This is a genomic window from Campylobacter coli, assembly GCA_039516895.1.
GTDB classification, from domain to species: domain Bacteria; phylum Campylobacterota; class Campylobacteria; order Campylobacterales; family Campylobacteraceae; genus Campylobacter_D; species Campylobacter_D coli_B.
In genome coordinates this window covers 419721-443926 of sequence record CP154437.1, presented here as the reverse complement: position 1 = coordinate 443926, position 24206 = coordinate 419721, and the positions used below count along the sequence as shown (strand labels likewise).

General features: G+C 31.1%; 20 protein-coding genes and 1 other RNA gene. 10 read left to right on the top strand and 11 right to left on the bottom strand.

Features of this window, described 5'->3' with window-relative positions:
* Position 1 precedes the first annotated feature (1 nt).
* Both ssrA and AAID94_02115 read right to left on the bottom strand, forming a co-directional pair.
* Positions 2 to 360: a transfer-messenger RNA gene (gene ssrA, locus AAID94_02120) on the bottom strand.
* The gene (locus AAID94_02115; GenBank protein XAK24337.1) at positions 361 to 771 is read right to left on the bottom strand and encodes a histidine phosphotransferase; all 411 of its coding nucleotides are present in this window, start codon (positions 769 to 771) and stop codon (positions 361 to 363) included.
* A gap of 90 nt (positions 772 to 861) precedes the next feature.
* Between AAID94_02115 and ruvB the strand changes: the two genes are divergently transcribed.
* The gene (gene ruvB / locus AAID94_02110) at positions 862 to 1872 is read left to right on the top strand and encodes a Holliday junction branch migration DNA helicase RuvB (protein ID XAK24336.1); all 1011 of its coding nucleotides are present in this window, start codon (positions 862 to 864) and stop codon (positions 1870 to 1872) included.
* A 9-nt stretch (positions 1873 to 1881) separates the two neighbouring features.
* Positions 1882 to 2925: an AI-2E family transporter gene (locus AAID94_02105; GenBank protein ID XAK24335.1), complete on the top strand. Its 1044-nt coding sequence runs from the start codon at positions 1882 to 1884 to the stop codon at positions 2923 to 2925.
* Between the two features lie 46 nt (positions 2926 to 2971).
* On the opposite strand, the gene fumC is transcribed toward AAID94_02105, so the two are convergent.
* The 3 genes from fumC to AAID94_02090 all read right to left on the bottom strand — a co-directional run bounded on the left by fumC (position 2972) and on the right by AAID94_02090 (position 8646).
* Positions 2972 to 4363 (bottom strand): class II fumarate hydratase, encoded by a 1392-nt coding sequence (gene fumC / locus AAID94_02100; GenBank protein XAK24334.1) that lies wholly within the window; start codon positions 4361 to 4363, stop codon positions 2972 to 2974.
* 134 nt (positions 4364 to 4497) lie between these two features.
* The gene (gene glmS, locus AAID94_02095) at positions 4498 to 6294 is read right to left on the bottom strand and encodes a glutamine--fructose-6-phosphate transaminase (isomerizing) (GenBank protein XAK24333.1); all 1797 of its coding nucleotides are present in this window, start codon (positions 6292 to 6294) and stop codon (positions 4498 to 4500) included.
* 3 nt (positions 6295 to 6297) lie between these two features.
* Entirely contained in the window at positions 6298 to 8646 is a 2349-nt protein-coding gene (locus tag AAID94_02090) for a nucleotidyltransferase (protein ID XAK24332.1), read from the bottom strand.
* 142 nt (positions 8647 to 8788) lie between these two features.
* Between AAID94_02090 and mqnE the strand changes: the two genes are divergently transcribed.
* From mqnE to AAID94_02060, 6 genes are read left to right on the top strand one after another with little or no spacing between them, the layout of a single operon-like run.
* Positions 8789 to 9853, top strand: a complete 1065-nt coding sequence (gene mqnE / locus AAID94_02085) for an aminofutalosine synthase MqnE (GenBank protein ID XAK24331.1) — start codon at positions 8789 to 8791, stop codon at positions 9851 to 9853.
* Between the two features lie 10 nt (positions 9854 to 9863).
* Entirely contained in the window at positions 9864 to 11183 is a 1320-nt protein-coding gene (locus tag AAID94_02080) for an NCS2 family permease (GenBank protein ID XAK24330.1), read from the top strand.
* Positions 11184 to 11199: 16 nt separating this feature from the next.
* Positions 11200 to 11643 (top strand): phosphoribosyltransferase, encoded by a 444-nt coding sequence (locus AAID94_02075; protein XAK24329.1) that lies wholly within the window; start codon positions 11200 to 11202, stop codon positions 11641 to 11643.
* A 41-nt stretch (positions 11644 to 11684) separates the two neighbouring features.
* A complete protein-coding gene (locus AAID94_02070) occupies positions 11685 to 12383 on the top strand; it encodes a VacJ family lipoprotein (protein ID XAK24328.1) in 699 nt (232 codons plus the stop codon).
* Between the two features lie 9 nt (positions 12384 to 12392).
* Positions 12393 to 12962 carry an ABC transporter substrate-binding protein gene (locus tag AAID94_02065; protein ID XAK24327.1) on the top strand — a complete coding sequence of 190 codons (570 nt, stop codon included), beginning with the start codon at positions 12393 to 12395 and terminating at the stop codon, positions 12960 to 12962.
* On the top strand, positions 12962 to 15424 hold the full coding sequence (locus AAID94_02060) for an MMPL family transporter (protein ID XAK24326.1): 2463 nt from the start codon (positions 12962 to 12964) through the stop codon (positions 15422 to 15424). The genes AAID94_02065 and AAID94_02060 overlap by 1 nt, the downstream gene beginning before the upstream one ends.
* 33 nt (positions 15425 to 15457) lie before the next feature.
* Here AAID94_02060 and rdgB read toward each other — a convergent pair whose 3' ends face one another.
* Both rdgB and AAID94_02050 read right to left on the bottom strand, forming a co-directional pair.
* The gene (gene rdgB, locus AAID94_02055) at positions 15458 to 16066 is read right to left on the bottom strand and encodes an RdgB/HAM1 family non-canonical purine NTP pyrophosphatase (GenBank protein XAK24325.1); all 609 of its coding nucleotides are present in this window, start codon (positions 16064 to 16066) and stop codon (positions 15458 to 15460) included.
* On the bottom strand, positions 16038 to 16493 hold the full coding sequence (locus AAID94_02050) for a TM2 domain-containing protein (protein ID XAK24324.1): 456 nt from the start codon (positions 16491 to 16493) through the stop codon (positions 16038 to 16040). Before AAID94_02050 ends, rdgB begins: the two co-directional genes overlap by 29 nt.
* A gap of 142 nt (positions 16494 to 16635) precedes the next feature.
* Between AAID94_02050 and AAID94_02045 the strand changes: the two genes are divergently transcribed.
* On the top strand, positions 16636 to 17931 hold the full coding sequence (locus AAID94_02045; protein XAK24323.1) for an MFS transporter: 1296 nt from the start codon (positions 16636 to 16638) through the stop codon (positions 17929 to 17931).
* A 1-nt stretch (position 17932) separates the two neighbouring features.
* Here the strand turns inward: AAID94_02045 and AAID94_02040 are convergent, their stop codons facing one another.
* From AAID94_02040 to selA, 4 genes are read right to left on the bottom strand one after another with little or no spacing between them, the layout of a single operon-like run.
* A complete protein-coding gene (locus AAID94_02040; protein ID XAK24763.1) occupies positions 17933 to 18415 on the bottom strand; it encodes a hypothetical protein in 483 nt (160 codons plus the stop codon).
* 44 nt (positions 18416 to 18459) lie between these two features.
* Complete coding sequence (locus tag AAID94_02035; GenBank protein XAK24322.1) at positions 18460 to 19170, bottom strand: DsbA family protein; 711 nt, start codon at positions 19168 to 19170, stop codon at positions 18460 to 18462.
* Positions 19171 to 19218: 48 nt separating this feature from the next.
* The gene (gene selB, locus AAID94_02030; GenBank protein XAK24321.1) at positions 19219 to 21018 is read right to left on the bottom strand and encodes a selenocysteine-specific translation elongation factor; all 1800 of its coding nucleotides are present in this window, start codon (positions 21016 to 21018) and stop codon (positions 19219 to 19221) included.
* A complete protein-coding gene (gene selA, locus AAID94_02025) occupies positions 21015 to 22337 on the bottom strand; it encodes an L-seryl-tRNA(Sec) selenium transferase (GenBank protein ID XAK24320.1) in 1323 nt (440 codons plus the stop codon). The genes selB and selA overlap by 4 nt, the downstream gene beginning before the upstream one ends.
* A 69-nt stretch (positions 22338 to 22406) precedes the next feature.
* Between selA and AAID94_02020 the strand changes: the two genes are divergently transcribed.
* Positions 22407 to 24068, top strand: a complete 1662-nt coding sequence (locus tag AAID94_02020) for a 4Fe-4S dicluster domain-containing protein (GenBank protein XAK24319.1) — start codon at positions 22407 to 22409, stop codon at positions 24066 to 24068.
* Positions 24069 to 24206 lie beyond the last annotated feature (138 nt).

Sequence of the window (24206 nt, the reverse complement as noted above, 5' to 3'; positions counted from 1 at the left end):
ATGGTGGAAGCGAGGGGAATTGAACCCCTGTCCAAAAATAACCCCACAAAGACTTCTACATGTTTAGCAAAGGTGAAAACTTCATCTAGCTAAACTCACCTTCCAAAATTTCAGGCTAGACTAAGACTTTAACTTCGATTAAAAGTTGTCAATTTTCAATCTACACTATCAAAGATGACCAAAATTCAAGCTAGATAGTATCACTTGAGTTTCGGGCTCAACTGAACTTACGCAGCTTTAGCGTAAGCAGGAGCAAATTTAACGTTATTTGCGTTTAATTTTAATTTGGACTTTTTACGCTTTGTCCAAAGCGACATGCCATCTAAGCAGACTTACTCCTGTCGAAGCCAAGTCGCTCCCTTATTTAGAAATAATATTTGGAACATTAACAATTAAAGGATTAAAAACGGCTAAAACAGAATCATCATTTTCATACGAACGACAATATTTTTCAAACTGATCGCTCATTAAAAGCATCCAATCTGTAAATTCATCGCTAGCTGGCCCATTAAAACGATTTGCTTGAGCCATCATCTCTTCGCAAAATACACAAAAATCAGTTACTTCTTCAAGATTTAAACGCCTTGCTGCCCAAGCGGTATTATGCGCCAAAGTTTCGAGTTCTTTTATAGCTTCTTTATAACGCACACTATCGCTTCCAAGCTGTATGATTAAAGGTTCAAATCTATCGCACATTGTTCTAAAAAATTGTAAAAATTTTTCTATGTCGTCGATTTCGTAATCTAATTCTAATTTTGTTAAAATTCCCATTTTTAAACCGTATTGCTAAAGTTTAATGCAAATTGTAGCAAATTTTAGCTAAAATCTTATTTTAATTTTCCAAAGTGTAAGAATGAAAATATGGACAGAATAGTAGAAATAGAAAAATATTCTTTTGATGAAACTTATGAAACTTCTTTGCGTCCTTCAAATTTCGATGGCTACATAGGGCAAGAAAATATTAAAAAGAATTTAAATGTTTTTATTAGCGCTGCAAAAAAAAGAAATGAATGTTTAGATCATATACTTTTTAGTGGGCCTGCGGGACTTGGCAAAACCACATTGGCTAATATTATTTCTTATGAAATGGGTGCAAATATCAAAACAACCGCCGCACCTATGATAGAAAAAAGTGGAGATTTGGCTGCAATTTTAACCAATTTAAGCGAAGGAGATGTGCTTTTTATCGATGAAATTCATCGCTTAAGCCCTGCTATTGAAGAAGTACTTTACCCTGCAATGGAAGATTATAGGCTAGATATCATCATCGGTAGTGGCCCTGCGGCACAAACTATAAAAATCGATTTGCCTAAATTTACACTTATTGGTGCTACAACCCGTGCAGGAATGCTTAGCAATCCTTTAAGAGATCGTTTTGGAATGCAATTTAGACTCGAATTTTATAAAGATGAAGAGCTTGCTATCATACTTCAAAAAGCTGCACTAAAGCTCAATAAAACCTGTGAAAATGAAGCTGCGCTTGAAATTGCTAAAAGAAGTCGCTCTACCCCTAGAATCGCACTTAGACTTTTAAAAAGAGTGAGAGATTTTGCAGATGTTAATGACGAAGAAACGATCACCAAAGAAAGAGCTAAAGAAGCTCTAAATTCCTTAGGTGTCAATGAACTTGGTTTTGATGCAATGGATTTAAGGTATTTAGAACTTCTAACAGAAGCTAAAAGAAAACCTATAGGACTTTCTAGCATAGCAGCAGCTTTGAGCGAAGATGAAAATACTATTGAAGATGTAATAGAGCCTTATTTGCTTGCGAATGGCTACATAGAACGCACTGCCAAAGGTCGTATAGCAAGCACAAAAAGCTTTAGCGTGCTCAAACTTAATTATGAACAAACTTTATTTGATGAAAATTGAAGGAAAAAAATGCAAACTGGAAAAATTTTTCTCATCTGTTTTACTTTAGTAGTTTTATCTCTTTTGCTTTATCTTTTTAAAGATTTTTTACTCGTCATTATTATCGCAAGCTTGATGGCAGTTGCTACCTCAAATGCAAACGCTAAATTCTTAAGTCTGACAAATGGACGCAAATTTTTAGCATCTATGCTAACAACTGCATGTATGGTTTTGCTTTTCTTCGCTCCCTTTGTCTACGCAATGATCGAACTAGCTAAGGCTTTCAAAAACTTTGATATCAATCTCGTCACACAAACGCTCAATTATGTTAAAAATTATCAATTTACCCTACCTGAAAGTCTTAGCTTTTTAGAACCTAAAATAAAAGAATTTCTAGCTTCTATAGACTTAAATAGTATCTCTAGGCAAATTTTAAATTATGCTTCAAGTTTTACAAAATCAGGAGCTAAATTTCTTATAGATATGGTGCTAATCTGTATATTTTATTTTTTTGCCAATCTATATGGAACAGAACTGGTAATCTATATAAAATCTGTCATTCCTATTGACAAACAAGAGCTTGATGATATTTTAAGCGAAGTGGGTAATGTTATGGCTGTGGTGCTTTATTCTATGATCATTATCGCCATACTTCAAGGAGCACTTTTTAGTATCATTGCTATGTTTTACGGATACGATGCTATCTTAATGGGTGTAATCTTTGCTGTAAGCTCTCTCATACCAGCTCTAGGTGGAGCTTTGGTATATATCCCTATAAGTCTTTATGAATTTGCTTCAAGTGGTCTTGGTTCAGCACTTGTTATTTTTATTTATTCTGTTGTTGTTATCTCTTTTATCGCTGATACTCTAGTTAAACCTTTAATCATTAAATGGATTAATGAAAAACTCGTAAAAACACCGACTAAAATCAATGAGCTTTTGATTTTCTTAGCGATGATAGCTGGAATTTCAACATTTGGTTTTTGGGGTATTATTTTAGGGCCTGCAATTTTAACTTTTTTTATTTCAACAATAAGACTTTATATAATTTTAAAAGATAAGAATTTAATTTAAAATAAAAAATGTTTCTCTCGCACAAGAGAGAAACATCAAGTTAGACTTAAGCTTTTGGTCCTATCATTTTAGCAGGATCAACAAATTTAGCAAAGTCTTCTTCACTAACCAAACCTAACTCCATAGCACTTTCTTTCAAAGAAATACCTTTTTTATGTGCATTTTTAGCTACCTTAGCAGCATTTTCGTATCCAATATGTGGATTTAATGCAGTAACTAACATTAAAGAATTATGTAGATTGTATTCTATTTTTTCACGATTTGGTTCTATACCTACAGCACAATGAATATTGAATGAATGCATAGAATCAGCAAGCAAATCAAGACTTTGTAAGAAGTTATAGATAATCACAGGCTTAAATACATTGAGCTCGAAATTTCCTTGACTTGCAGCAAAACCTATAGCAGCATCATTTCCCATAACTTGAACCGCTACCATAGTAATAGCTTCACATTGTGTAGGATTAACCTTACCTGGCATGATGGAGCTTCCTGGTTCATTTTCAGGGATATTAAGCTCACCAAGTCCGCATCTAGGGCCTGAAGCTAACCATCTGATATCATTTGCTATTTTCATTAAATTTGCAGCCAAGCCCTTCATCGCTCCATGGGTAAAATTGATAGCGTCATGGCTTGTTAAAGCGTGGAATTTGTTTGGACTTGAAACAAATTTTGTACCTATAAGCTTGCTAAGCTCCTCACTCACTTTTTCGCTAAGCTCTGGATGTGCATTCAGTCCTGTTCCTACTGCTGTTCCGCCTATTGCCAATTCTCTTAAAGTTGGTAAAGAAGCGATAATTTGCTCTTTTGAGTGTAAAAGCATAGAAAGATAGCCACTGAATTCTTGTGCTAAAGTAAGCGGTGTAGCATCTTGTAAATGTGTGCGTCCTATTTTGATAATTCCTTCAAATTCTTTTACCTTTTTTTCAAAAGTAGCGATAAGTTCATCAAGCGCAGGAATAAGTTTTTTTTCTACTTGCTCTACTGCAACTATACTCATAGCAGTTGGGAAAGTATCGTTAGAACTTTGAGACATATTTACATGATCGTTTGGATGTACAAGTTTTTCTTTACGAAAATCTCCACCCATAATTTCAGTTGCACGATTTGCAATCACTTCATTCATATTCATATTGCTTTGTGTGCCTGATCCTGTTTGCCAAATTGCGAGTGGGAAATTATCATCAAATTTACCTGCGATAATTTCATCGCAAGCTTGAACTATAGCACTTTTTTTAGCATCATCTAGCTTGCCAAGTTTGTTATTTACCAAAGCCAAAGATTTTTTAAGATTTGCAAAAGCATAGATTAGCACCTTTGGCATCTTTTCGCAACCGATTTTGAAATTTTCAAAACTTCTCTCTGTTTGAGCACCCCAATATTTGTCATTTGGAACTTTAATTTCGCCCATAGTATCATGTTCTATTCTGTATTCCATTAGGTTTCCTTTCTAGAAAATTGTTATGCAATTATTTAAACAAAAATAAGCATAAAATTAGCTTATAATTTAAAATTTATTTATTTTTTTAGAATTTATGAGAGTTTATGTGCAGTTTTATAACTGCACGGGGTTTATTCAACGGTTACACTTTTTGCTAAATTTCTTGGCATATCTACATCATTGCCAAGTCTTATGGAAATTTCCATTGCTAGAAGTTGAGTGATTACCATCATTTCAAAAAATTCACACATATAGTGATCTTGCTCATTGGTTTTTATAAAATCATCGCTTAAATCAAAATCCAAAGGAGAAACACAAAGAACAGTAGAATCTCTAGCTATCAACTCTTCAACATTTGATTTGGTTTTTTCATAAAGCAGGGTTTTAGGCATTAAAGCTATGGTATAAAGTTTAGAATCAGCCAAAGCTATAGGTCCATGCTTCATTTCTCCTGCAGGATAACCCTCAGCATGCAAATAAGAAAGTTCTTTTAATTTTAAAGCTCCTTCTAAAGCCAAAGGATAGAAAACATCTCTACCTATAAAGAAAAATCCATGGCCATCTAAATAACGCTTAGATAAACGATGAATTTTTTCATGCAATTTAGTACTTACTGCAACACAATTAGGAGTGTGCAAAAGAGCTTTGATTTCGGCACTCATATCGATTTTTTTCTTTTGAGCAATAAAAATTGCCAACATCCAAAGTGTTAAAACCTGAGTTGCAAAAGCCTTGGTTGAAGCTACACCTTTTTCAATGCCTGCACGCGTTAAAAGGCTTAAATGTGCCAAACGGACTATATTAGAATTATCCACATTGCAGATGGCAAATGTTTTAGCTCCTTGCTCTTTTGCAATTTTTAAAGCTTCTAAAGTATCTGCAGTTTCCCCACTTTGAGAAATTACGATAAATAAAGAATTAGGCTTTACAATCGCTTCTCGGTAGCGAAATTCACTAGCAATTTCTACCTTAGCTTTAACCTTAGCTAAACGCTCAAACAAATACGCGCTTGCCATAGCAGCATGATAACTAGTTCCACAAGCACAAAGCGTGATTTCATCAACTGTACTCAAATTCTCATTTTCAAGCTCATCAAAAACCACTTCATCGCCATTAATGCGTCCCATCAAAACCTCGCTCATTACGCGGCTTTGTTCATAAATTTCTTTTTCCATAAAAAAGCGAAAGCCATCTTTTTTTGCATAAGCTTTATCGCCTGAAAGCTTGGTAAAGGAATTTTGTTTTAGTTGATTGTTTTCATAAATAACAAGTTCATTTTCACTAGCATAACCTAAACTTAAATCCTCAAGATAAATCACCTCATCACAAAGTCCTATCAAGGGTGTATCAGCGCTTGCAAAATAAAATTCACGATTTTTAGATTTTCCTACAATTAAAGGAGCGGCATTTTTAGCAAAAAATACACGAGTAGGATCTTTTTTACTCACTAAAAGTGTGGCAAAAGCACCTCTAAGCTCTTCTATCGTTTTTTTCCAAGCTTCAAAAACTTCCATTTTTTCTGCATAAAATTCAAAAAGTTGAACTATAACTTCTGTATCCGTTTGACTTAGAAAACTCACTCCTTGACTTTCAAGCTTATTTTTAATCTCTTTATAATTTTCTATAATACCATTATGAATCACACAAGAATACTGACCTAAATGAGGATGAGCATTGATTTCAGTAGGTTTTCCATGGGTCGCCCAGCGTGTATGCCCTATAGCAAAACCAAATTCTTCACTTGTAAAATTTGCGCATTTATTGGCCAAATTTTCAAGCTTACCTACGGCTTTAAAAAAATCAAGCTCTCCATTTTTCATCACCGCTAAACCCGCACTGTCATAACCGCGATATTCAAGTTCTTTAAGCCCACTTAAAATAGTATGTTTTTTTTCATTTTTTCCTATATAACCTACAATTCCGCACATTGTTTACTCACTTATTAAAGAATTTAATAGTTTTTCTTCATTTTTCTCTAAATTGTCATTTTTTTGAAAAATAAAGGTATTACGCGTTCTTTGGCGTATGGTTTGAATTTTTGCTGCAGATAAAACCAAACCCAACTCGTTAAAAATATTCATCATATATGCCATTAAACCTTGTTGATCTTTTGTATTCAAGCTAAGTTTTGCATAGATTTTAGAATAATTTAAATCCAATTTTAACTCATCTTTTTTAATGATTGGCTTTTTGATCTTTTTTGAAGAAAAACCGCTTAAATTTGAATTTAAAAGTTCGCAAAGTTTGATTTTTTGCTCGTCTGTAATGATATTATCATACTCAAATCTTAAATAAATTTTATCATCAAATAACTCAAACAAATTCATAAAAACCAAATTTAAATTTGCTAAAGCAGTTAAAACAATTTCTATTTTAAAATCCTTAAAAGCAACGATTTGAAGGCTTAAATTTGTACTATTGCTAAACCAAAATTTAAAATCATTTTCCTTTGCAAATCGTGCAATTTCAACAATATCTTCAAAAGTATTTTTAATGATAAAAAGATTGGATTTTATATGAGTGATTTTATCCTGTAAAATGGCATTTTGATCTAAGAAAAGCTTTGTTCTCTTAAGTGTTAATTCTTTTTTTACGCGCCTTGCAGTTTCATCGAGTAAATTTTCATCATCAAAACCTTGTTTGGCATTTTCTAAAATTCTATCTATAACCTTATAAAAAAATGGATTACGATTTAAAGCTTTTGCTTTTAACCAAGTAAGAGTATGCAAGAGCTCTAAGGTTTTTAAATTTTCAACCTTAGAAAGCAAAGCACATATAATGATAGGATTATAAACATCTTCTTTTTCAGCAAGCTCTTTTAAGGCATTGTGATTTTTAAAAATTCTAAGCCCAAGTTCAAAAATATCATTTTTTAAATTAAATTTAACACAATAAGCTCTATATATACTTGCTAAAGAAATTTCATTTTCATTATTAATAGCACTTAAAAGTATAACTAACTTTAAAATCATTTTCTCATCTGCATTTAAATTTTTCAAACTCTCAAGCTCGTCTTCGTATTTTTCAAATTCTTTTAAAAGCAAAAATGCTTGCTCATCAAAACTATAATCCCCCTCCTCATCGCTTAAAAAACGCACCATACCAAAAGGCTTACATAATTCTTTTAAAATTCCACTATCAAGCAAAAGTTTTAAGATGCAAAAACTATGTCTTTTAAAAAATATTTTTTCAAAAAGAGCTAAAGCTTTCTCTAAATCCTTTTTTCCATAACTTAAATTTTTAAGAGCAAAAACCAAATCTAAATCAAAGACAATATCTTGATCTTCTAAATCCAACAAAAAAGTCAATGCTTCTGCTAAATTTTTAAATTGGTATTGTTTTTGCGTAAGATTTTGCAATTCATTTTGGATTTTATAAGCTAAAAAATGAGTATAAAAACCTATGGTATGCATACTTTGCAAGGCTTTTTGCACTAAGATTTTTTCAGCATCTAGATTTTTCTTGCCCTTTCTATACATCAATTCTGCAATCTCGTGAATATTGCTAAATAAAAATTCATCTTGATCTTTATTACTTTGCAAATTTATAGCAGATTTTAAGGACAATAAAAAATCAGCCGCTAAGCGCAACTCGCTTAAATTTTTTTCATCTATAAAATTTAAAGCATAATTTTTAGGGGAGTTTTTAAAAAGAATCAACAAACTTTCCAAGGCTCGTAAGTGATCTAAGCCTCCAAAATCTTTTTTTATGTTAAATTCTTGCTTGATAAAAGGAAGGTTAAAATCTTTAAAATTTGCAAGTAAAATTTGGGCAAATTCGTTTTTATTTGCATGAAGTATGCTATCAAATTTTTCCTTGACTGATTTAAATAAAATTTTAGATCCACATATAAATCGAGCACCTATTATGGTTGTTTTAAGTTCATTACTGGCATTATAAAGCCCATTTAGCTCTAAAACCACATAATCAATTTGCAAATGCACATCATTTAATATTTCTATAAAAGCTTTAATCATAGGTTTTAAATGATAAGCTTTGATATCCTTATAAACAAAAATTAAAGAAATGCTTTCATTTGCACAAAGATTATTTTTTGCATATCCTTTACTTGCCAAAACACAAAAAGGTATATTATCGCTTGCAGGCAAAAAATTTTCAAAACATTCTTTTAATACTATATCATAAGTTTGCTTTAAAAAATTATCCATATTTTTCGAATGATAAAGACTAAATGATCCTTGTTTTAAAAAAAATTTTCTATAGTTTTGTGCATAAGTATTGAGATTTTTCTTAAAAAGTTCTAATTCTTTATTTAACAAATCTTTACTCTCTTTTAAAATTTTATTTATAAGATTTTAACAAAAATATCTTTTATTTTGGCTTTGCTATAAACTCTTTTTCAGTAAGCAAAATTTATAATGTTTTTTTAAAAATTCTAAAATTTTATAGAAGTGAAAATCAATGAAAAATCTACTTGAAAAACTAGAAAATGAAGAAAGATTAAACGAAAATGAGGCAAATGCTCTATGGGATTTAGATCTTTTTACCTTAGCTAAATTTGCTCACAAAAAACGCACTAAGCTTCATGGAAAAAAGGTGTATTTTAATATAAATCGTCATATAAATCCTACAAATATTTGTGCGGATACATGCAAATTTTGCGCCTTTTCGGCACACCGAAAAAATCCAAATCCTTATCTTATGAGTCATGAAGAAATTATGAAAATAGTTGATGATACTATCACTCGTGGCACTAAAGAAGTGCATATTGTTTCAGCACACAATAAAGACACAAGTTGGCAGTGGTATTTAGAAATTTTTAAAATGATTAAAGAAAAATACCCCCAAATGCATATAAAAGCCATGACAGCAGCAGAAATTGACTTTTTACATCGCCGTTTTAAAATGAGCTATGAAGAAGTGATAGAAAAAATGCTTGAATATGGCGTGGATTCTATGCCTGGAGGTGGAGCAGAAATTTTTGATGAAGAAATACGCAAAAAAATCTGTCATGGAAAAGTAAGCAGTGAAAATTGGCTCAAAATTCACAAACTTTGGCATGATAAAGGCAGACAAAGCAATGCTACTATGCTTTTTGGACATATCGAAGAAAGGCACCATAGGATCGATCATATGTTAAGACTTCGTGCTTTACAAGATGAAAGTGGAGGTTTTAACGCATTTATTCCTTTGGTTTGGCAAAGAGATAATAGCTATATACAAACAGATAAGATTATGGACAGTGAAGAAATTTTAAAAACCATAGCTATTTCTCGTTTGGTGCTTGATAATATCAAAAATATTAAAGCTTACTGGGCGACTATGACTTTAAATTTAGCTATGGTTGCGCAAGAATTTGGCGCAAACGATCTAGATGGCACCATAGAAAAAGAAAGTATACAAAGCGCAGGAGGAGCAAAATCTGCTAAGGGTACTAACCTAAAAACCTTTATCGAAATGATAAAAACAGCAAATTTAACTCCTGTAGAACGCGATAGTTTATATAATGAACTACAAACCTACTAAGGATTAAAAAATGGATTTTTTTAAACTCAAAGAAAATGGTACCAATGTTCGAACTGAAGTTGTAGCGGGGCTAACAACCTTTTTAGCTATGGTTTATATCATTCCTGTAAATTCAAGCATAGTAGGTAATACAGGTATGCCTATAGAAGCTTTAATTACCGCAACTGCTTTAATCACCATTGTCGCGACTGCTTTTAATGCCTTTTTTGCTAATACTCCAGTAGCCATGAGTGTTGGAATGGGTTTAAATGCTTATTTTACTTTTGCAGTTTGCTTGGGACAAAAAATACCATGGCAAAGTGCCTTAGGAGCAGTGTTTATCTCAAGTGTTATTTTTCTAATTCTTTCTTTTACATCCTTTCGTCTTTGGGTTATACGCAATATACCTAAAGATTTACGCTTAGCCATTTGCGCAGGGATTGGATGTTTTATCGCTTTTTTAGGTTTAAGCCAAATGGGCATTATAAGCTCTAATAAAGATACTTTAGTCAGTATAGGAAATTTTAAAAATCCCCATGTACTTTTTGGAATTTTTACTCTAATTTTAATTATATTTTTTTGGGCTATAAAACTAAGAGGAGCTTTTATTTTAGGTGTTTTAATAAGCTCTATTATAGCTTGGATTTTTGGGATTGATAATGCAAGCTTTCCTGAGCAAATCTTTTCCTTGCCTAATTTTAGTAATGAAAATGGCCTAGGAGCTATTTTTTTAGAACTTGATATCAAAAGTGCTTTAAATATCGCTATGATACCTATTATCCTTACTTTTTTTATCACTCAACTTTTTGATAGCATAGGCACTATTACAGGCATAGGCGAAAGGGGTAAAATTTTTGATGATGCAAAAAATGGAGAGAAAAAATTAGGCAAAACTCTCATGGCAGATGCTACAGGATCAGCCCTAGGTGCCTTAGGCGGAACTTCAACTGTGACTGCTTTTGTAGAAAGCACAACAGGGGTTGAAAGTGGAGGTAGAACAGGACTTACTGCTTTAGTTGTAGCTATTTGCTTTGCTTTTACACTTTTTTTGCTTCCACTTTTTAAAGCCATTCCTGCAAATGCCATATACCCTGTGCTTGTAATGGTGGGAATTTTAATGTTTATGGAAGTTAAAAATATAGATTTTAAAGACAGTGCTATTGCAGTAGCTAGTTTTTTTACCATCATTATGATGCCTTTTGCTTATTCGATTACCACGGGTTTTGCTTTTGGTTTTCTTTCTTATTTATTGGTTCGAATTTTTAAGAGAGAATGGGATAAGATTAATCTTGGCATTATAGTTTTAAGCTTAATTTCCTTAGGAAATTTCTTACTCATTGCTTTACAATAAAAAAAGGGGGACAAAAATGATTTTTTATTCTTATGAAGAATTTAAAGAAGATGTTAGAATTTTAGCTAAAGAAATCAAAGAAGATTTCAATCCTGATGCACTTTTAGCCATAGCAAGAGGAGGGATGAGCCTAGGACATTCTTTAGCAGTTGCTCTTCAAACACGCAATCTTTTTGCTCTAAATTCCATCCACTATGATGATACAAAAAAACTTGATACTATTGAGATTTTTAACATTCCTGATCTTAGCAAACATAAAAAAATTCTACTCATTGATGATATTGTGGATAGTGGGGAAAGTTTAGCTGAAATTAAAAAAGTTTTGCTTGAAAAATTTCCACATATCGAACTTAAAATTGCTACGATTTTTTATAAAAAAACCGCTCTTTTAGAGCCTGATTTTAAGATTAAAGAGGCTAAAGAATGGGTTGAATTTTACTGGGATATTCACATTGATTAAAATCTGCTATAATAGCGGCTTTTAATTTTTGGGAGTTTTATTTGAGATTAAAATTAATATCTTGTATTTTACTCTTTAGCACGATCTTTGCTTTTGCAAATGAGCTTGATTTAAATGATTTTGAAGAAGAATATCAAAGCTATAAAGTAAATGACCCGCTTTCTGGCTATAATAAAGCAATGACAAGCTTTAATGTAACCTTGTATGATTATGGTTTTCGCCCTATTCTTAAAGGCTACAATGCCATCACTCCTGAATTTATTCGCACGGGCGTAAGAAATTTTTTTGATAATTTATTTGCACCCCTACGCTTTGTAGGCAATGTCTTGCAATTTAAATTTGAAGAAGCAGGAGAAGAATTTAAAAGATTTAGTGCTAATACCATTATGGGTTTTGGTGGGATTATGGATCCTGCAAGCAAAATGGGACTTAAAAAACATCCTGCTGATTTAGGAACTGTTTTGGCACATTGGGGAGTAGGAAGTGGTTTTCATATCGTTTTACCCGTACTTGGACCTAGCAATCTAAGAGATATGCTAACCTTACCTGCAACTTGGTATGCAAGCCCAACAGCTTATATCGATCCTACTTGGGCAAGCATAGCTATAAGCGCCTATGGTTTTGGAAATGAACTTAGTTTTAGGCTTGATGAGATTGACGAAATTTATTATAATACTCCTAATTTATATCCATTTATACGCGATGCTTACGAGCAAAGACGCAATGAACTTAGCAAATAAAGGAAAAAAATGAAAAAAATATTTTTAATTTTAACTTTATCTTTAAATATTTTTGCCTTACAATTAGATGAAATTTCAGGCACTATGCAAAAAAATATCAATAAAAGCTTGCAACTTCTACAAAACAATAAAGAAGATAAAAAACAAGCTGCTGATGGAATTTTTCTAATTTTTGATCATATAATTGATTATAAACTCATGGCTCAACTGAGTCTTTCTAAAGATTATTCTAAATTAAATCCTAAAGAACAAGAAAAATTTACTAGTGCTTTTGAAGCAAGTCTTAAAAAAAGCTTTACCGATAAACTCAATCTTTATAAAGATCAAGTTTTAATGGTAAAAAATGGAGAATTAAAAAATGCAAAACGATATTTTTTAACCTCTTCAATGATAGTAGATGGAGAGGAAAAAAATATCATCTTTAAATTTTATAACAACAATAATGACTGGCTTATTTATGATATCGATGTTTTGGGTGTGAGTATAGTTCAAACCTATAGATCTCAATTTGGAGATATTTTAGCAAACCAAGATTTTGATACCCTGCTTCAAAAACTTGAGAATATAACTATAGAATAATGTTTGCGAAATTCTTAAAAATTTTTATTTATCATCCAAAAAGTACTTTTTTTACCACTCTTTTTATATGCTTGTTTTTAAGCTTTTTTGCTTCTAAATTAAGCGTAGATGCAAGTGCTGAGAGCTTGCTTTTGGAGGATGATAAGGATTTAAAAATTTTTAGAGAACTTTCTAAACATTACAAAAGTGATAATTTTTTACTTTTAGCTTTTAAACCCGAAGATGAAAATCCTTTTTCAAATAAAAATTTAAACAAATTAAAAAAACTTCATCAAGAATTAGAACAAGTTTCATTAGTTGAGCGTGTTTTTAGCATCATTAATGCTCCTTTGCTCCAAAGCTCTGAAAATACGGACTTAAAAGAACTTTTAAAAAATATCCCCAATATAGAAAGCAAGGATATCAACCTCACCAAAGCCCAAAATGAAATTTTAAACAGTCCTTTTTATAAAAACAATATCATTTCAAAGGATGGTAAAACAACAGGGCTTATCATCTATCTTAAACCCGATACAATCTATAACGAACTCATAGAAAAACGCGATCTTGGCACAGATGATAATGAAAAAGAACAAATTCGCCTAGCGATTAAAAAACATCAAGAACAACAAAAAGTCATTACAAAACAAGGCCTAGACACGATCAAAAATATCATCAAAAAATACGAAAAAGATGGAGATGGTTTCTATCTTGGTGGGGTAAGTATGATCGCTGATGATATGATAACTTATATAAAATCCGATCTCATACTCTATGGAATTTCTCTTGTGTTTTTATTGGCTTGTGCACTTTATTGTTTTTTTCGCTCATGGCGTTTTGTCTTTTTACCTCTCTTTATTTGTTTTATAAGCTTAAGTGCAGCAAGCGGTGTTTTTGCTCTTTTAAATTTTCAAATCACTGTTATTTCTTCAAACTATGTCGCCTTAGTCCTAATCATCACTCTAAGCGTAGTTATCCACCTCATCACACATTTTATAGAAATTAGCAAGCTTTATCCAAAAGCTAAAATTCAACGCCTTGTACTTCAAACCCTACTTGCAAAAGCAAATCCTAGTTTTTATGCCATTATTACCACCATGATAGGCTTTTTCTCTCTCATGCTTTCAAATATAGAACCTATTATCAAACTTGGTATTATGATGAGTATAGGCATAGGGCTTGCACTTATTTTTAGCTATTTGTTTTTAGCAAGTGCTTTGGTACTTCTTAAACCAAAAAAATACTATAAAAAAGAATTTAAATTTAATTTCTTAGCTTTTTGTGCCAAGACAAGTCTAGATCCTAAAAAACGCCCTATTATATACATACTCTCTATTGTTACCATTATCTTAGCTCTAGTGGGTATTTCTAAACTAAGGGTTGAAAATTCTTTTGTAAATTATTTTAAAGATGGGAGTGAGATCAAAAAAGGCTTATTGGTTATTGATAAAAATTTAGGCGGAACCTTGCCTTTAGATATCATTATTCGTTTTCCCAACAATGAAAACAACTCTAATTTGAATGATGTATTTGATAGCTTTGAAAGCGAATTTGATGCTCTAGCGACAAAGGATACTTATTGGTTTAATTCTCAAAAAACGCGTATTGCAAAAAAAGTACATGAATTTTTGGAAAATAAAGAATTTATAGGCTCGGTTCTAAGTCTTAATAGCCTTTTAAGCTTAGGAAAAAACATCAATGATGGCAAAGATTTAGATGATTTTACTCTTGCGTTTTTAAACGAAAATTTACCCCTAGAACTCAAACAAGAACTTCTTTCACCCTTTGTTAATATAGAAGAAAATGAGTTAAGATTTAGCATACGTATTATAGATTCTGATCCAAAACTAAGGCGTAATGAGTTTTTAACAAATCTCAAGCAAGAGCTCGAAACACTTTTAAAAAATGATGGTGTAGAAATTCAAATCACAGGCATTATGCTACTTTATAACAATATGCTTCAAAGCCTTTTTTCATCACAATTTGATACGCTTATTTTTGTTATCTTGGTTATCTTTGTATTGTTTATCATTATTTTTAGAAGTTTGAAATTTTCAATTATCGCCCTACTGGTTAATATCATTCCCCTAAGTATGGTCTTTGCTCTTATGGGAATTTTAGGCATACCTTTAGATATGATGAGTATTACCATAGCTGCTATAGCTATAGGCATAGGAGTAGATGATACCATACATTATATCTATCGTTTTAAAGAAGAGATTAAAACCAAAAGCGTAGAAGAAGCGATTTTAGCCTCACATCTTAGCATAGGATCGGCACTTTATTATACAACCATTGGTATAGTTTTAGGCTTTAGCGTTATGATGAGTAGTAATTTTATCCCTACGATTTATTTTGGAGTTTTAACTGTATTTGTAATGATTTTGCTTTTAAGTGGAAGTTTGTTTTTACTCCCAAGTCTTTTAATTACAATTTATACTAAGAAAACCAAAGCTTTAAACCCGTATAAAGTACATAAATAAAGACAACTACTAAAATATATCTGATGAAATTTCTCACTCTTTTCCTTTATTTAAAACTTTTAAAATAATCCTTGCAAGTTCCAAAGCTTTAAAGCGATGTGAGAGTTGATTTTTTTCATTATTGCTAAGTTCTGCTAAGGTTTTATCAAAGCCTTTAGGGATAAAAAGGCTATCATAGCCAAAACCGTTTTCACCCCTTTCTATATCGATCACATCTCCATGCATACTGCCATGTGTTGTCCATTCGCCACCTAAGCTTACTAAAGCAATGGCAGCCACATAATGGGCCTTGCTTGTTTTAAAACCCAAAGCCCCCATCTGTTTTACAAGCTCATCACGATTACTCTTATCATCTCCTTTGCCACTAAAACGAGCAGAATAAATTCCTGGCTTACCACCCAAAACATCAACACAAATTCCACTATCATCACTTAAAACAATGAAATCATTTTTTTGTTTATCGCTCAAAGCCTTAAAAACAGCCCTCGCTTTTATAAGAGCATTTTCCTTAAAACTATTGCCATTTTCTTCTATTTCAAAGGTGGTTAAAATTTCATCAAAGGCGTAAATTTCAAATTCTTTTAAAAGTTCTTTTAATTCTATAACCTTGTGTTTATTGCTTGTTGCTAATAAAATTTTCATTATCTTGCTCCAAAAATTGAATTATTTTCGCTAAATTATCATTTTTAATCCCTTGCCAAACTAAGAAAAAATCAAGTATATTCCATATAAAAAGAGCGATGATATTAAAAATCCATACTACAAGCATAGAAGATGAATCGAAAAAACCTGCGATAAGCAAACCTATAAAAATAAAAGCCCACATTGCCATTTTTACAAAACCAAGCCCCATGTCCCCTTTATAAAAACGATCAAAAGTAAGTCCCGATAAAATAAAAGCAGGTGTTACGCCTAAAATAAGTCCTATAATGGGATTTTTCAATTCCAAAGAACAAAAATAAAACATTGCCTCATCGCTTAAGGTTTCCAATTTATCCTTATAATCCATCAATAACTCCGAATTTACTTTACCTTCTGTCATTAAAGAAAAAGTTTGAAAACGATTCATAAATCTATCCTTTTAAAAAATTAAAATCTTACTTTTTTAAGCCTTTTAAAAAGATAAAATAAAAAACTTAACAATCCTTAATATAATTCATAGTAAAATTATCTTTTTTTGTAAAATTTAAGATTTTTAGGAAACCAAAATAATGTTAAATAATGTCTTACCCCTATCTTTTATCGTTGGAACAAGATTTTTTGGACTTTTTATAGTTTTACCTGTGCTTAGCTTTTACGCTCTTGAACTCCAAGGCGCAAATGAATTTTTAGTAGGACTTCTAGTGGGTGTTTATGCTCTAACCCAAATGGCTTTACAAATGCCTTTTGGAATACTAAGCGATAAAATTGGGCGTAAAAAAACTATGCTTATAGGGCTGATTATCTTTATAATAGGATCTTTAATCTGCTCTTGGACTGATAATATTTATACAATGCTAGTAGGTAGAATGCTTCAAGGTGCAGGTGCTATTGGCGCAGTAGCTACGGCAATGATTAGCGATTTTATCACCGAAGAAAATCGCGGTAAAGCTATGGCGATAATGGGATCTTTTATAGGACTATCTTTTGCAGCTTCTATGGTAATCTCGCCTTTAATGAGTGCTAAATGGGGGCTTTCTAGTCTTTTTGATCTTAGTGCTGCTCTATCGCTTTTATGTATCATCTTGCTTTATACTGTCGTTCCAAAAGAAAATAAAATCACTCATGAAAATACCAAAACTCCTTTTTTACATCTTATCAAACAAAAAAATTTAGCCCTAATGAATTTTACCAATTTCATGCAAAAAATGCTTATGAGTATAGCATTTTTAAGTATTCCTATCATTTTAGTAAAACATTTAGGCTTTGATGAGCATAAGCTTTGGATTGTCTATACAGCATCTATGATAGCAGGTTTTATCGCCATGGGATTTTCAGGAAGCTTGGGCGAAAAAAGAGGCTTAGCAAAGCAAATTTTACTTTTAGGGATAGCTTTTTTTATCCTTTCTTATATCTTTTTTGTTTTTTCTAATTCCATTACTTTTTTTATCGTTGCAGTTGTGATATTTTTTATAGGGTTTAACTTGCACGAACCCATTATGCAAAGCTGTGCTTCTAAATTCTGTAAAGTACATGAAAAAGGTGCTGCTTTAGGACTTTTTAATGCTTTTGGATATGGTGGAAGTTTTATAGGAGGTGTAATAGGAGGTATATTTTTACATCTTAACAAATTAGAATTGCTGGCTATTATTTTAGTAGCTTTGTCTATTGTTTGGTTTATAGCCCTATTATATTTAAAAAATCCTTCTGAATTTAAAAATATTTATTTGCCTTTAGAAACAACTTTAAATTTTAGCGAATTTAATAAAAATTTAGGTGTTGTAGATATTTATAAAAACTCAAAAAACCTAGTCATTAAATTTGATAGCAAGCTGACAAACAAAGAAGAATTAGAAAGTAAAATTTAAATCAAAAATAAAAAAAGCTTGAAATTTGATTTATAATTTTATTTTCTAAGGAAAGCTGACAACGCTTTTTATCACTAAGATAAGCCGTGCGGGCAAATAAGCTCGTTTTTTGTGGGGTATTTTTAGAGCTAATTTGTATATTTACTTGCATAGTATAGTAATTTTCAATATACCATTCCCCACTATTTTCAAAAGGATCAAAATCATAAAAAAATCTTCCCGAACTTGTAATTCTTTGGGCATAAGAATGCTTTTTAAAATCTACAAGATTGATCAAAATTTCATAATCAGCATTCAAAGATACTTCTTTTAATCCTAAATTTTTAAGCCTTAAAGCTAATTCATCTTTTAGAGCACTTTGAATTTTACTTGGATTTTGCAAAGTGATACTAAAACTTTGCCCTTGTTTGGCCTTTAAAAAAATGCCTTCATTGCTTGTTTGTATAGAGCTTTGAACAAAGGCAGACTTTGCACAAGCACTCAAAAAGAGTGCTAGAAATAAAACTGAAATTAAATGAATTTTTCTCATTATTTGATGATAGTTGGAGTAGCACTAAGACCTAAAGAACGATATTTTTCATAAAGAGAAAATACTTCTTTTAACTCGCTATCGCTCACCTTTGGATAAGATTTGATATTTGCGTCATAGTATTTATTTAAAATAGCTATTTTCTCATCATCACTCTTAGCTTTTTTGCTCTCTTTGTAAATCAATGCTGATTTTTCAAAAGCTGATTTACCATGCACTGGAGTTAAGATATAATTGACTTGATAATTTTTAAGCTCATCTTTAATCTGTGCTAAATGATCTCTACAATAAGGACATTCTGGATCTGAAAATACATAAATAGCAGGCTTGCTTTTATCGCCTAAAGCTATAAGCATTGTTTCTTCTTGAACTACGGGTTTTACATTTTTAGTGAAATTTGCCCTAGCCTCTTGGAATTTTTTCATTTCATATTCTTGAGCATAAGAAGTTTTAGTTTTTAAATCAATAATATCAGGAACGATAAGATTATCTTTTGTAAAAAGAATTTGCTCTTGCTTTTGTCCTTCAAGCGTTATCGTAACAATCACGCTTTCAAAGCCTGTATTTCCAACCTTTTGGCGATTACCTATACTCACTGTTGCATTTGGAAATTGTGCTTTAATGCTTTTAGAATAAAAATCACTGATTTCAGAATTGCTAGCAGCAAATAAAGACATTGAGCAAGCAAGGATTAAGCTTATTTTTTTCATTTATTTTCCTTAAAATCAAATATTAATGTTTTATTTTATAATGATATTCTAAATATTTGTTTTTAAAAATCTTTTTTCGTCCTTTTTTTGCACTCTCTCATCTTTATCAAGGTATTCTAAATAAGCTATGGCATATTTTCTTGAAAGATTAAAACGCTCTTTCATACTCTGTATATCAAGGCTTTGACTCTTTAAAATTTCTAGGCATTCTTGCATAAGTTTATCTAAGGCATTTTTTTCTATAAAAAGATTATGAGAAAGTCTTATGACGCGATTTTGCTTGGTAAGTTTTTTTAAAATTTCATCTCCACTTTTTCTGTCTAGTTCTAAAAATTCATATAAATTATAAGGGGCTTGAGGTTTTATGCCTTGTTTTTTAAGTATATTGTATAGCTCATCATTATTTCTTTCTCTAAGCTTTTCATAATCAATTCCTTTTTTAAAATACACCCCCTTTTCAAATTCAAGTAAATTTGATAGATTTTGAAGTCCAAACTCGCAAAATTCCGCACTGGCCCAAGGAAGTCTTAGGGCTAAAGAAGTTGCTGAAAGCATAGCATAAGGATTTTTTTCAAGTATAAAAGAAATGAATTTTTTAAGCTCATCTAAGGCTAAAAGATTATAAATATTAAGATTTTTTTCATCTATAAAAACTCCACTTAATTCTTTGGCTAAATTTAAAGCTTCTTCGTGACTTAACTTAAATCTTTGGTAACTTGAGAGCAAGCCAAAGCCATATTTATGCGTGTTTTTTAGAAATTCAAAAGCCTTTTTTAATTCTTTATTTTTCAAAAGCATTAAAAATTTATTTTTTTGTTCCTTTTTCAAAGGCTCGCTCACAGGATTTAAAACCTCTCCTCCGCCCACAACACGATTATTTTGCAATAAAATAAATTTTTCATTAAAACATAAAAAAAGATTTTTTTCAAATTCAAGATGAGCAAAAAATTCATTATTTTCCAACTCTTTTAAAATACTTATCTTACACTCTATGCTTTTTGTACCCACACAAAAAAGCATTTTTTCATTTTTTAATCTTTTAGCTTTAATCAAAACATCACATTCTTTAAAGCCCTTAAAAAAACCTTTTTTGCTTAAAACATAACCTTTTTTTAATTCTTTATAATCACAATTTAAGCTCAAAGCCACACGGTTAAAAGCTGAAATTTCATTAAAATTACTTTCGTGATTTTGTATATTTTTAACTACAAGTTCTTTTTGATTGTCAAGACAAATGATTTTTTCATTTAGGGAAATTTTACCTTCATTAAGGCTTCCAGTAACTATGGTTCCTATACCTTTTAAAGAAAAAACCCTATCGATATAATAACGAAAAACAAGATTTTCATTAGCATTCTTACATTCTAAATTTAAAAGATAATTTTTTAAGCGCTCAATGCTTTCTTGATCTTTTATCGAAGTATGAAACACTTTCATAGGTGTAAACTCAAGTGAGTTTAGAATTTTTTGCTCTTGCTCCTTGGGATTTTCACATAAATCGCATTTACTAAGCACTAAGATAATATCTTTCACACCTAAAAGTTCAAGTACTTCTAAATGTTCTATGCTTTGCTCTTTTAAACCCTCATTAATATCGACTACAAATAAACAAGCGCTAAAACCAAAAGCTCCACTTATCATCGTTTTAACCAAGTCTTTATGGCCTGGCACATCGATAAAAGAAAGGTGTTTTTGCTTATAATTTAAATTAGAAAAACTTAAATTAATCGTGATTTGTCTTTCTTTTTCCTCTTTTAAACTATCCCCTTCAAAACCATTTATAGCCTTAATCAAAGAAGTTTTTCCATGATCAATATGCCCTGCAGTACCGATTAGTAGCGAATTCATAAATTTTCCATAGTATTGATAATTTGAATTAATTTTGATAAATCTTTTTCTCTAATTGTCCTAAAATCTAGCACAAAAGCTTCATTTTCTATACGACCTATGATATTTTTTTCTCTAAATTTTTCTTGCAATTTTAAAGCATTGCCATTAAAAGCTAAAATACAAGTTTCTAAAGTTTTATCAGGCATAGAACCACCCCCTACTAAACTTTTACTCATTTTCAATTCACTTTTAATCTGAATTTTATTTTGCACTCTTAAAGCTTTTTCTTTAATATAAGTGATTTCATCATTTAAAAGCTTTAAACTTGTGATTTTTTCGTAGTCTTTTTCAAGATAAGCCTTAAGACTTTCATTTAAAAAAGCAAGTGTGATTTTATCCACTCTTAACATTCTTAGCAGTTGATTTTCTTTAATTTTATCAATCAATTCTTTTTTACCAAGTATAATTCCAGCTTGCACACTGCCAAAAAGCTTATCCCCACTAAAGCTCAAAATATCACAATGCTTTATCACATCTTTGACTTTAGGCTCGTTTTTTATCAGTTTTGGATTTAAATTCTCACACCAACCCGAACCTAAATCATAATAACTCAAAAGTCCTTTTTCTTTTGCCAAATTTCCTAAATCCTTGATGCCAACCTCACTATGAAAACCAATCAAAGCGAAATTAGATTTATGGGTTTTTAAAAGCATTTTAGTATTTTCATTTATAGCTTTTTCATAATCTTTTAAATGTGTTTTATTGCTCGTGCCTACTTCACAAAGCTTTACTCCTGCAGCTTTAATCACTTCACTCACGCGAAAACTTCCGCCAATTTCAACAAGCTCGCCTCTTGAAGTGATGAGTTCTTTATCAAAACAAAGAGAATGAAGCACCAAAAAAACTGCTGCAGCGTTGTTGTTTACAACCAAAGCATCTTCGCATTCAAAAAGCATTTTAAGCTTTTCAAGCACTAAAGCATAGCGACTCCCTCTTTTACCGTTTTCTAAATCAAATTCAATATTAGCATAATTGCAAAGCACATCTTTGGACTTTTCAAAAATACTCTCATCAATAACACTACGCCCTAAATTTGTATGAATGACCACACCCGTAGCATTAATGACACTTTGTAAATCTTTGCGTAAATGTTTTTGAATTTCTTGCTGTATTTTTTCTAAAATAGTATTTTTATCCCATGAATCTTCAGTTATATTCGCCTTGAGTTTAGCAACAACACTTTTGCAAAAATGAGATCTTAAATAAAAAGGATATTCTTTTAAACTCTCATCATCAATCAAGCTTCCAATTTGCGGAAAAGTTCTAAATTTGTTCATCTTAAGCCTTAAGAAAATATTTGGTTATTTTACCATAGAATTTGACAAATTGACAATCAAGGAAAATCAATGAAAGACTTTGTTTTCATACAAAATGAAAATCTTATTCCCTTGCCTGATGAGATAAATATTTGGGAAAAATGCAAGGATGAAGAAGTTTTAATTTCTAATGAAAAAGCACAAAAAGCACAAATTTATGCTCCAGAAATTAATTTTTATCTTAAAAATTCACAAGATGAAATTTTAGAAAGAAGTAAAAACATATTAAAGCTTTATGAAGCTAGAGCAAATGTCTATGATTTAGGACTTGATTTAGAACAAAACAAAGAAGTAAAAAACCGCATTATTTTAGTAGATTCTGATGATGCTATGGCTGATTTTTTAAAAAAACAAAATTTTAAAATCATAAGCTTAAAAAATGAAGAAATTCTAGCGGTATTTGGCAGTATAGGCGAGCTTTGTGCTGTAATTTTAAATCAAGGAGAAGAAGTAGAAATTGATTTTGATATTTTACTTTTTAATACAAATTCTAACGAAATTCGCAAGGATTTTACAAGACAAAGTGGTTGTTATAATATTAGCAATTTTAAAGATCAAGAAAGTTTACTTGAATTTTTACAAGATAAAAGTCCAAAATACACATATAAAACCTATATCACCTATGATTCTAGTGTGTGTCAATACCACGAAAGACGCAGTGAGCATTGTGCAAAATGTGCTGAAATTTGTCCTACGGTAGCCATTTTAAAAGATGATGAAAGCAAGCATTTAGAATTTTCTCAAGTAGATTGTCTAGGCTGTGGAGGCTGTATCAGCGTATGTCCTAGTGGCTCGCTTGATTATGCACCCATGCCTAGGGAAAGTTTTTTTGAACTTTGTGAATTTTATAAAGAAAAAAAGATTTTAATCATACCTAAAAAAATGTCTTTAGAAAATTTAAACATAAAACTACCCAAAGATGTTCTACCTTTTATGATAGAGGGTGAAAAATGGCTTTCTTCCATGCATTTTCTAACTCTTTTGCAAAGCAGTGGTGCAAATTTGGTTTTTTATACGGATTTTATTTCGCGAGGAAGTGCTGAAGCGATAGATCTTTTAAACACTTTTTTTGAAAGAAAATTCCAAAAAGAAGCTATTTTTACAGCCAAAGATGAAAAAGAATTGCAAAATGCTTTAGAAAAGCAAGAATTTATAGAAAATTTAAGTTTTGATTTTCACAATAACACTCTTACCACCAGAGAAAATTTTGCCAAAAGAATGCAAAATTTGATCCAAAATGATGATTTTGGTCTAAAAGAAAGTGGTGAATGGTTAAGATATGGAAAAATAGAAATCAATGCAAACACCTGTACTCTCTGCCTTTCTTGTGTAGGAGCCTGTAATGTAGGAGCTTTGATTGCCGATACTAAAGAAAATGCACTCAAATTTAATGCTTCATTATGCACCACCTGTGGATACTGCGAAGTAAGTTGTGCCGAAAAAGATACTCTAAAACTTACGCGTAGTGGAATGGAATTTAATCCAAGTTATTTTGAATACCAAACCATGGCAAAAGATGAACTTTTTGCTTGTATAGAATGCGGAAAAGAATTTGCTACCAAAAAAGCGGTAGAAAAAATTGCAAATTTAATGAAACCTAAATTTGGTAATGACGAGAGCAAGATAAAAACTCTTTATTGCTGTGCAGATTGTAAAGCAAAGGTGATGATACTTGCCATGCAAAAAAGATAAAATCGATTTTTGAGTGCGAATTTAATATTTTAATGGTGTATAAATTTCAAACCTCTTCTATATAAAAAGCAGTCTTTTATCTTTCTAAGCGGGTTTTGAAAAAAGTAGAATAATTAAAATATACTGAAATATCGGCAA

Coding starts and splice junctions, on each gene's coding strand:
- AAID94_02115 (XAK24337.1), bottom strand. CDS start 771: ATGGGAATTTTAACAAAATTAGAATTAGATTACGAAATCGACGACATA.
- ruvB (XAK24336.1), top strand. CDS start 862: ATGGACAGAATAGTAGAAATAGAAAAATATTCTTTTGATGAAACTTAT.
- AAID94_02105 (XAK24335.1), top strand. CDS start 1,882: ATGCAAACTGGAAAAATTTTTCTCATCTGTTTTACTTTAGTAGTTTTA.
- fumC (XAK24334.1), bottom strand. CDS start 4,363: ATGGAATACAGAATAGAACATGATACTATGGGCGAAATTAAAGTTCCA.
- glmS (XAK24333.1), bottom strand. CDS start 6,294: ATGTGCGGAATTGTAGGTTATATAGGAAAAAATGAAAAAAAACATACT.
- mqnE (XAK24331.1), top strand. CDS start 8,789: ATGAAAAATCTACTTGAAAAACTAGAAAATGAAGAAAGATTAAACGAA.
- AAID94_02080 (XAK24330.1), top strand. CDS start 9,864: ATGGATTTTTTTAAACTCAAAGAAAATGGTACCAATGTTCGAACTGAA.
- AAID94_02075 (XAK24329.1), top strand. CDS start 11,200: ATGATTTTTTATTCTTATGAAGAATTTAAAGAAGATGTTAGAATTTTA.
- AAID94_02065 (XAK24327.1), top strand. CDS start 12,393: ATGAAAAAAATATTTTTAATTTTAACTTTATCTTTAAATATTTTTGCC.
- AAID94_02060 (XAK24326.1), top strand. CDS start 12,962: ATGTTTGCGAAATTCTTAAAAATTTTTATTTATCATCCAAAAAGTACT.
- rdgB (XAK24325.1), bottom strand. CDS start 16,066: ATGAAAATTTTATTAGCAACAAGCAATAAACACAAGGTTATAGAATTA.
- AAID94_02050 (XAK24324.1), bottom strand. CDS start 16,493: ATGAATCGTTTTCAAACTTTTTCTTTAATGACAGAAGGTAAAGTAAAT.
- AAID94_02045 (XAK24323.1), top strand. CDS start 16,636: ATGTTAAATAATGTCTTACCCCTATCTTTTATCGTTGGAACAAGATTT.
- AAID94_02035 (XAK24322.1), bottom strand. CDS start 19,170: ATGAAAAAAATAAGCTTAATCCTTGCTTGCTCAATGTCTTTATTTGCT.
- selB (XAK24321.1), bottom strand. CDS start 21,018: ATGAATTCGCTACTAATCGGTACTGCAGGGCATATTGATCATGGAAAA.
- selA (XAK24320.1), bottom strand. CDS start 22,337: ATGAACAAATTTAGAACTTTTCCGCAAATTGGAAGCTTGATTGATGAT.
- AAID94_02020 (XAK24319.1), top strand. CDS start 22,407: ATGAAAGACTTTGTTTTCATACAAAATGAAAATCTTATTCCCTTGCCT.